Genomic DNA, 12,613 nt, shown 5'->3' on the forward strand with positions numbered 1-12,613 from the left:
AGTGCACACCAAGCCCGCTTTCGTAGGAGCCAGCTCTGCTGGCGAAGCGTTCGCCCCCGGATTTCGCCTGGGCTCATCCGGGCTACAGATCACTGCCTTGTAGGGGCAAATTCATTCGCCCAAGAGGTCAGCCGGGGACGGAGGCCAACCTCAATGCAATGCCGGCGAACGTTGGAGCTTGTGCAGGCGCTGACTGAGGGTGAGGCGCTGGGCATCGTCGTCGCAAAGCAACAGGGCGCGCTCCAGGTCGAAGCGTTCGGCCTGGGGGCAGTCCAGATGACGGTAGAGATCGGCGCGGGCCAGGTGGTCGGCGACGCTGGGCGGGCCGAGTTGCAGGACTCGCTCGGCGTCCTTCAGCGCCGCCAGGTAATCCTCGGCATGCAGATGCAGTTGGCGCAGGTTGCGCGAGAGCCGCTGGATCAGTTCGCGCTCGCCGCAGGTACGCAGGTGGGAGGCGTCCAGCTCCGCGCGTGGGCCGTACTGGCGGACCAGCAGTTCGCGGCAGTCACGGGTATACAGGCGGCGCCCGCCGCACGGATCGAGCAGGTGATCGGCGCCCGGTACGCGCAGCAGGAAGTGGCCGGGAAAGTTCACGCCCACCAGGGGAATCTCCAGTCGCCGCGCCAGCTCCAGGGCGATCAGTGCCAGCGACAGCGGCTGCCCCCGGCGCCGTTGCAGGACCCGGTGCAGCAGGGCGGCCTGCGGGCGTAGCGGGCTGTCCTCGTCTTCGTGAAAGTCCAGGGCGTTGAGCTGGCGCAACAGCGGCTGCGCCAGCTCGCGGATCGGCAGGTTGGGCAGGCCGGCGGCGAGCAGTTGCTGCAAGCCGGCGAACTCGCGCAGCACCTGCGCCGGGCGCAGCGCATCGTCGTGCTCGGCGGCGATCCACAGGGCCGCTTCGAAGGTATCCGGCGGGTCTCGTTCGAGGCAGGTGAGGCAGGCTTGGCGTGGGTTCATCGATTTCTCCACTGGCTCTTCGTTTGTAGTCTCCTGTTCAAATTTCGTCCAGTGCAGCGCCGCCGCTTCGTCGGGCGAGGCCGGAGGCTCCGCCTATACTCCTGATAACGACAAGCAAGGGAGCCCCAGCCATGTTTGCCATGATGGAAGCCGCCCGGCTCGAGGCATTGCATCTCGCCCAAGACCCCGCCACGGGCCTCAAGGCCATCATCGCCATCCACAACACCCGCTTCGGCCCGGCGCTCGGCGGTTGCCGCTATCTCGCCTATCCCGATCACGTCAGCGCCCTGCGCGACGCCATCCGCCTGGCCCAGGGCATGAGCTACAAGGCCGCCCTGGCCGGCATCGAGCATGGCGGCGGCAAGGCGGTGATCATCCGGCCGTCGCATGTGGATAACCGGGGTGCGCTGTTCGAGGCCTTCGGGCGCTTCATCGAAACCCTCAACGGGCGCTACATCACCGCGGTGGACAGCGGCACCTCCAGCGCCGACATGGACTGCATCGCCCAGCACACCCGCCACGTGACCAGTACCACCGCCGAGGGCGATCCGTCGCCGCACACGGCCATGGGCGTGTTCGCCGGCATCCGCGCCACGGCGCAGGCGCGCCTCGGCAGCGATGACCTGGAAGGGCTGCGGGTCGCCGTGCAGGGGCTCGGTCACGTCGGTTATGCGTTGGCCGAGCAGTTGGCGGTCGCCGGCGCCGACCTGCTGGTCAGCGACCTCGACCCCGGCCGCGTGCAGCTCGCGGTGGAGCAGCTCGGCGCGCGCCCGGTGGCCAGCGAGGCGCTGCTCACCACCCCTTGCGACATCCTCGCCCCGTGCGGGCTGGGTGGCATCCTCAACGCGGAGACCGTCGGCCAGTTGCGTTGCGCGGCGGTGGCCGGGGCGGCGAACAACCAGTTGGCCAGTGCCGAGATCGCCGACGAACTGGAAGCGCGCGGCATCCTCTACGCACCGGACTACGTGATCAATTCCGGCGGGCTGATCTACGTCGCGCTACGTCACCGCGGCGACGCGCTGCCGGCGATCACCGCGCACCTGTCGCGGATCGGCCTGCGCCTGACCGAAATCTACGCCCACGCCCAGGCCGACAAGCGGTCGCCGGCGCGGGTGGCCGATGCCCTGGCCGAGCGCCTGCTCTATGGCGAGGGCTGATTTTCCTTCCGGCTGGAAGGGCGGAAGCGGGCGGCATGACCGGTCACCCGTTCCCTTCGGACCCGCTGCCACAAGCGGCGGACTGAACCACGCGCCCACAAGGCGCCGAGGAGTGAAGCAATGCCTAACAAGATCGACCTTCCCTACACGAGGTACCTGGCCCCCGACGGACGCCTGAGCGGCGATCTCCCGGCCTGGGCCGACGACTTCAACCTGCTCACCCGACTCTACCGGCAGATGGTGCTGACCCGCCTGTTCGACCAGAAGGCGGTGGCGCTGCAACGCACCGGACGGATCGGCACCTACGCGCCGACCCTCGGGCAGGAAGCCATCGGCGTCGCCATCGGCTGCCTGATGCACCCCGAAGACGTGCTGATTCCCTATTACCGCGACACCGCCGTGCAACTGATGCGCGGCGTGAAGATGGAGGAAATCCTCCTCTACTGGGGCGGCGACGAGCGTGGCAGCGCTTACGTCGATCCGGCGGTGCGCGAGGACTTCCCATTGTGCGTACCGATCGCCACCCAGGCCCTGCATGCCTGCGGCGTGGCCAGCGCGTTCAAGATCCGCGGCGAGCACCGGGTCGCCGTGACCACCTGCGGCGACGGCGCCACCAGCAAGGGCGACTTCCTCGAAGCGCTGAACGTCGCCGGGGCCTGGCAATTGCCGGTGGTCTTCGTGGTCAACAACAACCAGTGGGCGATCTCGGTGCCGCGGCGCATCCAGTGCGGCGCGCCGACCCTGGCGCAGAAGGCGATCGGCGCCGGTTTCCATGGCGAGCAGGTCGACGGTAACGACATCCTCGCGGTGTACGACCGCATGCGCATCGCCCTGGAGCGCGCCCGCCACGGCAAGGGGCCGGTGCTGCTGGAGTGCATCAGCTATCGCCTGGGCGACCACACCACCGCCGACGATGCCACCCGCTACCGCCCGGCCGAGGAGGTCAAGCAGGCCTGGCAGGAAGAGCCGATCAAGCGCTTGCAGACCTTCCTCGCCAGCCAGGGGGTATGGGACGAGGGGCGCGAGCAGGCCCTGGTCGCCGAGTGTCAGGCCGAGGTGCAGGCCTCGGTGGACGTCTTCGAGGCTGCTGGTATCCAGCCGGTGGAATCGGTGTTCGAGCATGTCTACGCGCAATGGCCGGCGGTGCTGGCGGATCAGCGCGAAATGCTGCTGGAGCGCGCCGCACGGCGGGGAGGTGAGCGCCATGAGTGACAAGATCAGCCTGCTCGAAGCGGTCAACCTGGCCCTGCACCGGGCCATGGCCGAAGACGAGAACGTGGTGGTGCTCGGCGAGGACGTGGGCGTCAACGGTGGGGTGTTCCGTGCCACCCTCGGCCTGCGCGAGACCTTCGGCTTCAAGCGGGTCATCGACACGCCGCTGGCGGAAACCATGATCGGTGGTCTCGCGGTGGGCATGGCCGCCCAGGGCCTCAAGCCCGTGATGGAAATCCAGTTCATGGGCTTCATCTACGCGGCCATGGAACAGCTCGTCTCCCATGCCAGCCGCCTGCGCAACCGCACCCGTGGCCGCCTGACCTGCCCGCTGGTGCTGCGCACGCCGATGGGGGCCGGTATCCGCGCGCCGGAGCATCACAGCGAAAGCACCGAGGCGATGTTCGCCCAGATTCCCGGCGTGCGCGTGGTCATCCCATCCTCGCCGGCGCGGGCCTACGGGTTGCTGCTGGCGGCCATCGACGATCCCGATCCGGTGATCTTCCTCGAACCCACCCGGCTCTACCGGATGAACCCCCAGGTCGTCGTCGACGATGGCAAGCGCTTGCCGCTGGACACCTGCTTCACCCTGCGCGAGGGCAACGACCTGACCCTGATCAGTTGGGGCGCAAGCATCCACGAGACGTTGCAGGCGGCCACGCAACTGGCCGAGCGCGGCGTGTCGGCGGAGGTGATCGACGTCGCATGCGTCAAGCCGCTCGACCTCGATACCCTGGAGGCGTCGGTACGCAAGACCGGTCGCTGCGTGATCGTGCACGAGGCGCCGAAGAGCTGCGCGGTGGGCGCGGAGATCGCCGCCAGCCTCTACGAGCGCGTGCTGCTCGATCTGCAGGCACCGATCCAGCGGGTCACCGCGCCGGATATCCCGCCGCCGCTGTACCGCCTGGAGCAGCTCTACATGCCCGGGCCGGACGACATCCTGGCCGCGTGCGACACGGTGCTGAACTACGCGTGATCGAGCAGGGGCCGCTCGCTCCGGGAACGACCGGGGGACGCAGCCGAACAGGTTCTTTCCTGTGCCGGGCACCGTCAGCGGGCCGGGACAGGCGTGAGGAGACGAACATGAAATATTTCAAACTGCCCGACCTGGGCGAAGGGTTGCAGGAAGCCGAGATCGTCGAATGGCACGTCAAGGTCGGCGACACGGTGAAGGCCGATCAACTGCTGGTGTCGGTGGAGACGGCCAAGGCGCTGGTGGATATTCCCGCTCCGCACGATGGCGTGGTGGCGAAGACTTTCGGCAACGAAGGCGACATCCTCCATGTGGGTGAGCCGCTGATGGCCTACGAGGGCGAAGGCGATGCCGGCACCGTGGTGGGGCGGCTGGAGGGCGGCGAGGGGGCCCGGGAGGACAGCTTCTTCGTCGGCGCGGCGCCTTCCACCCGCGAGCACATGGCGCCGCGGGCTACCCCAGCGGTGCGTCAGTTGGCCCGCCAGATGGGCGTGGAGCTGAGTGGGCTGAGCGGTTCCGGGCCGGACGGCCTGATCACCCGAACCGACGTGGAGGCGGCGGCGAAGCAGTCCAGCGATCGCTTCGGCGGAGAGAAGCTGCGCGGCGTGCGGCGCAGCATGGCGATCAACATGGCGAGGTCGCATGCCGAAGTGGTGCCGGTGAGCATCTATGCCGATGCTGACCTGTATCGCTGGAAGGAAGCGCGCGACCCGCTGATCCGTCTGGGCAAGGCGATTGCCGCGGCGATCCAGGCGGAGCCGGTGCTGAACAGTTGGTTCGATGGCCGCAGCCTGTCGATCCGGACCCACGAGAAGGTGGACCTGGGCATCGCCGTGGATACGCCGGACGGCCTGTTCGTGCCGGTGTTGCGCGATGTCGGCTCGCGCTCGGCGGAAGACCTCCGGCAAGGCATGGCGCGCTTGCGGACGGATGTCCAGGCGCGTTCCATTCCGCCGCAGGAAATGATGGGGGCGACCATCACCCTGTCCAACTTCGGCACCCTGTTCGGCCGCTACGCCAACCCCGTGGTGGTGCCTCCGCAGGTGGCGATCCTCGGTGCGGGCGGTATCCGTGACGAGCCGGTGGCGATGAACGGCGAAGTGGTGGTCCACCCGATCCTGCCGCTGTCGCTGACCTTCGATCACCGGGCGGTGACCGGGGGCGAGGCGGCACGTTTCCTCAAGGCATTGGTGCGGGCATTGGAGGAGCCGTAAGGCGCGGCCTAGCGACCGGGCTCCGGGCACGGCGCGCGCCGCGTCGTGCCCGGGTCAGGCATGGACCGCGTCGCGGACCTGGGTCATCGAGGCCAGCAGGGCCGGGGACGCCTCGCCATTCTCGATCGCCAGGCCGAAGCGGACGCTCATGATGAAGCGCTCGAGCTTCTCCGGATCGCGCAGTTGCTCGGCGCTGATGAAGCGCTTCACCGCCACGCCATTGGCGTTGGACAGGGTGAGCACGATACTGCCGTCGGGCCGCTCGACGCTGAAGTTGACGAAGTAATCGGCCTGGAAAACATCGCTGATGCGCTTGAAGGGGTTGTCCATCGGTTAATTCCTGATCAGAAGAGTCTGCGAGGGTTGACCGATGGTAGGTGGTCAAAGTTCAAGCGGTGCGGCGACTTGCCGCTGTTCGGTTGTGCGCTGGCGCAAGGTTTCGACAAACGGTGGCCGGGCGCCCCGCGAAGGGGCAGGAAAATGGCTCTGGAATGCGTCTTTGCGCCATTCTGGCGCGGCTCGTGTGGCAGGCGTGAAGCGGCCCTTCAGAACGTTGCCGGATTGCTCGCGACCGACGTCAGGCGCCGGGCCTGTTTGAGGAATACGGTCAGTTCGCGGGCTGGCAGCGGTTTGCTGTAGAGGTAGCCCTGACCTTCGTTGCAGCCTTCGGCGATGATGTAGGCCTCCTGCTCGACGGTCTCCACGCCCTCGGCGATCACCTGCATGCCCAGGCTCCTGGCCAGTTGGATGATGGCGCGGACGATGGTGGCGTCGTCTTCGTCTTCCAGCACGTCCTGGACGAAGCCCTTGTCGATCTTGATCTTGTCCAGTGGCAGGCTCTTCAGGTAGCTCAGTGAGGAGTAGCCGGTGCCGAAGTCGTCGATGGCGATCAGCGCACCGGAGCGGCGCAGGCTGAGCAGGTGCTGGGCGGCGGTGGAGATGTCTTCCATCAGGCCGGTTTCGGTGACTTCCAGTTCCAGGCTGCGCGGCGGCAGGCGGTAGACCTGCATCAGGTTGCTGACCACGCGTGGAAGCTCGGTGTGGTGCAGTTGCACCGTCGACAGATTGACCGCCATGCGTAGTTCGGTGAAGCCCAAGTCGTGCCAATCGCGAAGTTGTTTGCACGCCTGATCGAGCACCCACTCGCCGATGGCGATGATGCTGCCGTTCTGCTCGGCCAGGGGGATGAACAGGTCCGGCGGAACCAGCCCATGCTGCGGATGCTGCCAGCGCAGCAGCGCTTCGGCACCGCTGACGTGGTGGTCGCGGTAGTCTACCTGCGGTTGGTAGACCACATGCAGTTCGCCGCGGCCGAGGGCGTCGCGCAGGTCTTTTTCCAGTTCGCGGCGGCGGCGCATCTCGCTGTCGACGCTGGCGATGTAGAACTGGTAGCGATTGCGCGAGCGGCTCTTGGCCAGGGTCATGGTCTGTTCGGCTTTCTGCAGCAGCTTCTCGGCGCTGTCGCCGTCTTCGGGGAAGAGGGTGATGCCGATGGTGGCGCGCAGGCGGACTTCCTGGAGATCCAGGCCGAACGGCACTTCCAGGTCGTCGAGGATGCTCTGCGCCAGTTCGGCGGCTTCGTAGGGCTGTTCGATGTTCGCCTGGACCAGGGCGAATTGGTCGCCGCCGAGGCGGGCAAGGGCGCCGAGACGGCCGCTGTGGCTGCGCAGGCGGTCGGCCAAGGCCAGCAGCAACTGGTCGCCGAGCTGGTAGCTGAACTGTTCGTTGATGCCCTTGAAGTCGTCCAGGCCGACGCACAGCACGGCGACCCGGCGTTGCAGTCGGCCGGCATCCTCGATGATCTGGCCGAGCTGCTGTTGCAGTTGCTGGCGGTTCGGCAGGCCAGTGAGGAAGTCGTACTGCGACATGCGCAGCAGGCTGTCTTCCGCTTCGCGCCGCAGGTAGCTGTTGCGCTCGATGGAGGCGAGTAACTGGTTGGCGGTGTTGATCCACAGGCCCAGCTCGTTCTTTTCGTGGCCCTTGAGCATGGGCAGCTTGTGTTCGCTGGGGCGGTCGGGGTTGATGTTGGTCAGGTGCTCGATGATCTTCGAGAGCGGCTTGGTCAGCATCAGGTGATAGACCAGGTACAGCACCAGGCCCATGGCCAGGGCGCGCAGTACGCCGGAGACGAAGATGATCACCGAACTGGCGACGAAGTCCTCGCCGTAGGGGGCGGTGTCCAGGGTGATGGTCAGGTCGCCGTAGTATTCGCTGTACGGGCCGCGGCCGACCAGTTGGGTGGTGAAGCTCTTTTCCTTGCCGAGGATGCGGTCGGTGAGGACGCGGGTCGGCAGGTCCAGCAGATCGCGCGAGCGTTCCGCCAGCATGGGCTCGCTGGGATGGCCGATAGCGGCGAAGCGCACCGATTCATGCTGGAACAGGCCCTCGATGACCTGCATGCCCATTTCCCGGTCGAGGCTGTAGACCGCCTGGGTCGACGGGTCGCGGAACATGCCGAGGATACGTTGCGCGTCGTTGGCTACAGCCTGGCGTGTCTTGTAGACATCGAAGACGATCTGCGCACAGCTCAGCACGACCCCGACAGCCAGCGCGGACAGCAGCACCACGCGGAGCAACTTCAAGGACAGGCTGTTTTTCTGGTCCAGCTTCAATGGCGATTCCTTAATGCTGGCGAAGTCAGTCGGGTGTGAGTATTGGCAAACGTAGGGTAGACGTCAAAGGGCCATCATTTTGCTTGCCGGTGAATTCGACCCGGAATGACCGATGGTAACGCATTGCCCTACAGTCAGTAGGCCTATCCATCTATGTCGGTTGGACGGCGACGGTCTTGAGCGCCGTTCGGCGGTTTTGTTGCAAGCAAGGCCAGGGCATGGCATGCCTGCCATCGTTTGGCGCTGTGGCCGCCGTATCCGGAGAAGCCCTTTCCGATGAACGGGATTGCCTGGCTATTGCATTCCCTCGATCAGCATCTGTTCGACAAAACTGTGCTCTACCGCTCGGGAAAGGTGAAGGGTGTTCGGCAGTTTCGCGATATCCCTCGAGGCTACGATGCGCGCCCTTTATCTGGACCTTCCTGAGGCTATGGGGATGCGAGCATTTCTGTTGTTGTTTCTCACCCTGGGATTCGCCATACCGGCCAGCGCCGCTACCGACGAAGCCATCAACACGGGGTGGGTCGTCATTGCCAGCGCCCTGGTGTTCTTCATGCAGGCCGGTTTCGCCCTGCTGGAGAGCGGCATGGCGCGGGCCAAGAACGCCGTCAACGTGATGATGAAGAACTATATCGACAGCTGCGCCGGCGGCGTCGTCTTCTGGCTGGTGGGTTTCGGCCTGATGTTCGGCATCAATCGCAGCGGCTGGTTGGGCATGAGCCATTTCGCTACCAGCGAAGGGGAGCCTTGGGACTTCACCTTCCTCCTGTTCCAGCTGATGTTCGCTGCCACGGCGGCCACCATCGCCAGTGGCGCCATGGCTGAGCGGACGCGGTACGGCGCCTATCTGGTCGGTGCGATCCTGATTTGCGGCTTCATCTACCCGATGTTCGGCAGCTGGGCCTGGGGCGGTGTCTATGGCGGCCAGGGTTGGCTGGCGCGTCTCGGCTTCGTCGATTTCGCCGGTTCCACCGTGGTTCATGGCATTGGTGCCTGGTGCGCCCTGGCCGGCATCCTGGTGCTCGGTCCACGCCTGGGGCGCTTCGGGCCGGATGGCGAAGCGCGGGTCATCCCCGGTCATAACCTGGGCCTGGTTGCGCTGGGCGGTTTCGTGCTCTGGCTCGGCTGGTTCGGTTTCAACGCCGGCAGCGCCCTGGAAATGAACGTCAGCCTCGGGCTGATCGCCCTCAATACCCATCTGGCAGCCGCAGCCGGCGCTCTGGGTGCGGTGCTGGCGCTACGCAGTTCCTCCAGCCCGGTTTTGCTGACCACTACGGTGAACGGTTCGCTCGGCGGCCTGGTGTCGGTGACGGCCGGCTGCGCCACCCTGGAGCCGTGCTTTGCCCTGCTGACCGGTTTGATCGCCGGCTTCCTGGTGGTGTTCGGCATGCGCCTGATGGAGCGCCTGCGGCTCGACGACGTGGTCGGCGCGGTGCCGGTTCACGGCTTCTCCGGTGCCTGGGGCACGCTGGCCGCCGGGCTGTTCTATGCGGGCGACCTGTTCGATCCGGCACGGGTCGGCGTGCAGTTGCTGGGTATCGCCTCGGCCTTCCTCTGGGCATTCCCGCTGGCGTTGATCATGTATCTGGTGATCGCCAAGACCATCGGCCTGCGTTCGTCGCCGCTGCACGAACAGCGCGGCCTGGATTATTCCGAGCATGCCGAGGTGGGGTATCCCGAGTTCAACCAGTCGGTGACGTTCGATAACAGCGAGCTGACGCGGAGGGGGTGAGATGAGTCTTTCGACCCGCCGGCGTGCCATCTATACCGGTCTCGCCGGCCATTTCTCCGAGGAGGAACTGCTGCCGCTGCTCTGGTTGTGGGAAACCAAGTATTCGGAAAAACCCTCTTTCGCCCTCAATGGGTTTCTCGCCGAAATCGCCGCGCTGAGCGAGCGTAAGCTGGAGCGCGCTCGGCTATACCGCGAACTGGTCGGGGCCCTGAGCGGCCCCGTCAGTCAATTGCTGCCGGACCCCGAAGCCCGCCTGCAGGCCTGGCGCCGCAAGCATGGCGTAGTCGCGCCGAAGAGTGCAGCGGCGACGCCTGACGATCAGGCGCGGGAAACCTTCGAGGCGCTCGCCGATGCCCTGTTCGGCTTGGTCGACCCGGAGCGGCTGCCGCAACTGTGCCGACAGGCGGCCAACAACCTGAATAGCCTGCGTACCGATGCCGGCGTACGACTGCGCCTGCGCAGTTGGTTGGACCAGTACGGCCGCCTGGGAGCGGCGGGGTTGGAGCTGGACCACCTGAAGATGCTGCTCAACCTGATCTACATCGGACTCTGCGAGCTGCTCGGCCCGGTACTGGCCGATCAGACATTGACCCGCGCGGTGCAGCAGGTGGAGCGGTTGGGGCTGCCGATGTCGCCGCAGAAGTTGTTGTAAGGGATTGCGAAAGGAAGGCTCAGTCGTTGTGAGGGGCTTCTGAGCCAAACCGACTAGCGAGTTCGCAGACACCTCTTGTTTCGCCACCGGCGAGTTACTCCTGGCAGTGGTCCCAGAAGGTGACCAAGAGGGTTTGCGCTGACATCCGAACCCAAAAAGAAAACCCGGCGCAGGCCGGGTTTTCTTTTGGATCAGCGAGAGGCTCAGGCGGCGAAGTTCTTCGCTACGAAGTCCCAGTTGACCAGGTTCCAGAACGCTTCGACGTACTTCGGACGCAGGTTGCGGTAGTCGATGTAGTAGGCGTGTTCCCAGACGTCGCAGGTCAGCAGCGGGGTGTCGCCGCTGGTCATCGGGTTGCCCGCGCCGATGGTGCTGGCCAGGGCCAGGGAGCCGTCGGCCTTCTTCACCAGCCAGCCCCAGCCGGAGCCGAAGGTGCCGATGGAGACCTTGCTGAACTCTTCCTTGAACTTGTCGAAAGAGCCGAAGGCCGCGTTGATGGCGTCGGCCAGGGCGCCGGTGGGCTGGCCACCGCCGTTCGGGCTCATGCAGTTCCAGTAGAAGGTGTGGTTCCACACCTGGGCGGCGTTGTTGAAGATGCCGCCGGAAGAGGTCTTGACGATGTCTTCCAGGCTCTTGCCTTCGAATTCGGTGCCCGGAATCAGGTTGTTCAGGTTCACCACGTAGGTGTTGTGGTGCTTGTCGTGGTGGTATTCCAGGGTTTCGGCGGAAATGTGCGGCTCAAGGGCGTTCTTTTCGTACGGCAGCGGCGGCAATTCGAAAGCCATGGTTATCTCCTTCATTCATCAGACAAGGCAAGGGTGCGGCAAGCGCCAGGCCGTCACGGGTCGGCCCGATAATGCGGCAGGAGTTCGACTCCTTTGTTCCGCGAAGGCCGGATCATAGCACCGGGTGGGGGGCATATCCACGCAGCATCTGTAGGGGAAAGGCGTGCGCCAGGGCCTTTGAGGAACCCCGTTCCCTCGGTGGACAACGGGGCTGTTGCGAATGTTCCGGTCAGTCGCCGAGCAGCAATTGCATGGCCACGGCGAACATCATGAGCGCCACGCCGAGATCGAGCAGGCGCCAGGTCGCCGGACGCGCCAGCCAGGGTGAGAGCCAGGCGGCACCGAGGGCGAGGCCGAAGAACCAGGCCAGCGAGGCGCTGGCGGCACCCAGTGCGTAAGCGCCCGGCTCGGCCTGCTGGGCACCTAGGGAGCCGATCAGCAGCACGGTGTCCAGGTAGACGTGCGGGTTGAGCAGCGTCACCGCCAGGGCAGTGAGCAGCACGGCGCGACGCGAGCGGGGCCCGGCATCCGCCGCCTGCTCCAGCCCTTGCGGGCGAGCGGCGCGAAGCAACGCCTTGGTCCCGTACCAGAGCAGGAACGCCGCGCCGCCCCAGCGTGCCACGGCCAGCAGTGTCGGGCTCTGCAGCAGCACTGCGGCCAGGCCGAACACCCCGGCGGAGACCAGTACCGCATCGCACAGCACGCAGAGCGCGGCCACCGGCAGGTGGTGTTCACGGCGCAGGCTCTGGGCCAGGACGAAGGCGTTCTGCGCGCCGATGGCGACGATGAGGCCGGCGGCCACCAGCAAGCCGTTGAGATAGCTCTGCCACATGTCAGTGCTCCTCCGGGTGGGCCAGTTGGCGCAGGGCGGCGAGAGCGCGTTCGGCGTCGTCGCGGGCGACGAACAGGTGATCGTGGTAATAGCCAGCGATCACGTTGCAGCTGATCCCGGCCTCGGCCAGCGCTTTGGAAAAGGCGGCGGTGAGGCCGACGGCCGCCAGCGAGGAGTGCACGTCCAGGGTGATCCAGGCGGCGACATAGCCGAAGGCGAGCCCGAGCCGCTGCGCGTCCTGACGTTCGAGGATCACGGTCAGCCCTTCCTGTTCGCGGAAGCTGCCGAGCGGTACGAGGCCCGTCGGAAGGCTGTGGTCGGGTAGCGAGCAGAACACGTAGTCGCCGGGATTGAGCCGGGCGCTGAGATTTCGGAGCAGCAGGGACAGGGAGGTTTCGCCAGTCATGGTCGTTGTCTCGGGCAGTGAAAACGTACTGGCGAGTCTGGAGAGGATCGCTGTATAAGAAAAACGAATCCTGGTTATCAGTCA

General features: G+C 65.9%; 12 protein-coding genes. 6 read left to right on the forward strand and 6 right to left on the reverse strand.

Annotated features, from left to right (window positions below; genetic code table 11):
• Nucleotides 1-150: 150 nt before the first annotated feature.
• A complete protein-coding gene (locus PIN01S_RS10690; RefSeq protein WP_084335646.1) occupies nucleotides 151-954 on the reverse strand; it encodes a SirB1 family protein in 804 nt (267 codons plus the stop codon).
• A 131-nt stretch (nucleotides 955-1,085) separates the two neighbouring features.
• Here PIN01S_RS10690 and PIN01S_RS10695 point away from each other — a divergent pair, with 131 nt between their 5' ends.
• From PIN01S_RS10695 to PIN01S_RS10710, 4 genes are all read left to right on the forward strand, one after another.
• A complete protein-coding gene (locus PIN01S_RS10695) occupies nucleotides 1,086-2,111 on the forward strand; it encodes a Leu/Phe/Val dehydrogenase (RefSeq protein ID WP_084335647.1) in 1,026 nt (341 codons plus the stop codon).
• A gap of 120 nt (nucleotides 2,112-2,231) precedes the next feature.
• A complete protein-coding gene (gene pdhA / locus PIN01S_RS10700) occupies nucleotides 2,232-3,323 on the forward strand; it encodes a pyruvate dehydrogenase (acetyl-transferring) E1 component subunit alpha (RefSeq protein ID WP_084335648.1) in 1,092 nt (363 codons plus the stop codon).
• Nucleotides 3,316-4,299 (forward strand): alpha-ketoacid dehydrogenase subunit beta, encoded by a 984-nt coding sequence (locus tag PIN01S_RS10705; protein WP_084335649.1) that lies wholly within the window; start codon nucleotides 3,316-3,318, stop codon nucleotides 4,297-4,299. The genes pdhA and PIN01S_RS10705 overlap by 8 nt, the downstream gene beginning before the upstream one ends.
• Nucleotides 4,300-4,406: 107 nt before the next feature.
• The gene (locus tag PIN01S_RS10710; protein ID WP_084335650.1) at nucleotides 4,407-5,510 is read left to right on the forward strand and encodes a dihydrolipoamide acetyltransferase family protein; all 1,104 of its coding nucleotides are present in this window, start codon (nucleotides 4,407-4,409) and stop codon (nucleotides 5,508-5,510) included.
• Nucleotides 5,511-5,564: 54 nt separating this feature from the next.
• Here the strand turns inward: PIN01S_RS10710 and PIN01S_RS10715 are convergent, their stop codons facing one another.
• Both PIN01S_RS10715 and PIN01S_RS10720 read right to left on the reverse strand, forming a co-directional pair.
• Complete coding sequence (locus PIN01S_RS10715; RefSeq protein WP_084335651.1) at nucleotides 5,565-5,840, reverse strand: DUF3509 domain-containing protein; 276 nt, start codon at nucleotides 5,838-5,840, stop codon at nucleotides 5,565-5,567.
• Between the two features lie 215 nt (nucleotides 5,841-6,055).
• A complete protein-coding gene (locus PIN01S_RS10720; protein ID WP_084335652.1) occupies nucleotides 6,056-8,122 on the reverse strand; it encodes a putative bifunctional diguanylate cyclase/phosphodiesterase in 2,067 nt (688 codons plus the stop codon).
• 436 nt (nucleotides 8,123-8,558) lie between these two features.
• On the opposite strand from PIN01S_RS10720, the gene PIN01S_RS10725 reads away from it, so the two are divergent.
• Complete coding sequence (locus tag PIN01S_RS10725; protein WP_084335653.1) at nucleotides 8,559-9,854, forward strand: ammonium transporter; 1,296 nt, start codon at nucleotides 8,559-8,561, stop codon at nucleotides 9,852-9,854.
• Nucleotide 9,855: 1 nt separating this feature from the next.
• Complete coding sequence (locus PIN01S_RS10730; RefSeq protein ID WP_084335654.1) at nucleotides 9,856-10,506, forward strand: hypothetical protein; 651 nt, start codon at nucleotides 9,856-9,858, stop codon at nucleotides 10,504-10,506.
• A gap of 203 nt (nucleotides 10,507-10,709) precedes the next feature.
• Here the strand turns inward: PIN01S_RS10730 and PIN01S_RS10735 are convergent, their stop codons facing one another.
• From PIN01S_RS10735 to PIN01S_RS10745, 3 genes are all read right to left on the reverse strand, one after another.
• Nucleotides 10,710-11,291 (reverse strand): superoxide dismutase, encoded by a 582-nt coding sequence (locus PIN01S_RS10735; protein WP_084335655.1) that lies wholly within the window; start codon nucleotides 11,289-11,291, stop codon nucleotides 10,710-10,712.
• 229 nt (nucleotides 11,292-11,520) lie between these two features.
• The gene (locus PIN01S_RS10740) at nucleotides 11,521-12,123 is read right to left on the reverse strand and encodes a LysE/ArgO family amino acid transporter (protein WP_084335656.1); all 603 of its coding nucleotides are present in this window, start codon (nucleotides 12,121-12,123) and stop codon (nucleotides 11,521-11,523) included.
• 1 nt (nucleotide 12,124) lies between these two features.
• Nucleotides 12,125-12,529 carry an ACT domain-containing protein gene (locus tag PIN01S_RS10745; RefSeq protein ID WP_084335657.1) on the reverse strand — a complete coding sequence of 135 codons (405 nt, stop codon included), beginning with the start codon at nucleotides 12,527-12,529 and terminating at the stop codon, nucleotides 12,125-12,127.
• Nucleotides 12,530-12,613: the final 84 nt, after the last annotated feature.

It is taken from the genome of Pseudomonas indica NBRC 103045 (assembly GCF_002091635.1).
GTDB lineage: Bacteria > Pseudomonadota > Gammaproteobacteria > Pseudomonadales > Pseudomonadaceae > Pseudomonas_M > Pseudomonas_M indica.

Excerpts from the sequence above, each read along its gene's own strand:
- PIN01S_RS10690 (WP_084335646.1), bottom strand. The coding sequence starts at position 954 with ATGAACCCACGCCAAGCCTGCCTCACCTGCCTCGAACGAGACCCGCCG.
- PIN01S_RS10695 (WP_084335647.1), top strand. The coding sequence starts at position 1,086 with ATGTTTGCCATGATGGAAGCCGCCCGGCTCGAGGCATTGCATCTCGCC.
- pdhA (WP_084335648.1), top strand. The coding sequence starts at position 2,232 with ATGCCTAACAAGATCGACCTTCCCTACACGAGGTACCTGGCCCCCGAC.
- PIN01S_RS10705 (WP_084335649.1), top strand. The coding sequence starts at position 3,316 with ATGAGTGACAAGATCAGCCTGCTCGAAGCGGTCAACCTGGCCCTGCAC.
- PIN01S_RS10710 (WP_084335650.1), top strand. The coding sequence starts at position 4,407 with ATGAAATATTTCAAACTGCCCGACCTGGGCGAAGGGTTGCAGGAAGCC.
- PIN01S_RS10715 (WP_084335651.1), bottom strand. The coding sequence starts at position 5,840 with ATGGACAACCCCTTCAAGCGCATCAGCGATGTTTTCCAGGCCGATTAC.
- PIN01S_RS10725 (WP_084335653.1), top strand. The coding sequence starts at position 8,559 with ATGCGAGCATTTCTGTTGTTGTTTCTCACCCTGGGATTCGCCATACCG.
- PIN01S_RS10730 (WP_084335654.1), top strand. The coding sequence starts at position 9,856 with ATGAGTCTTTCGACCCGCCGGCGTGCCATCTATACCGGTCTCGCCGGC.
- PIN01S_RS10735 (WP_084335655.1), bottom strand. The coding sequence starts at position 11,291 with ATGGCTTTCGAATTGCCGCCGCTGCCGTACGAAAAGAACGCCCTTGAG.
- PIN01S_RS10740 (WP_084335656.1), bottom strand. The coding sequence starts at position 12,123 with ATGTGGCAGAGCTATCTCAACGGCTTGCTGGTGGCCGCCGGCCTCATC.
- PIN01S_RS10745 (WP_084335657.1), bottom strand. The coding sequence starts at position 12,529 with ATGACTGGCGAAACCTCCCTGTCCCTGCTGCTCCGAAATCTCAGCGCC.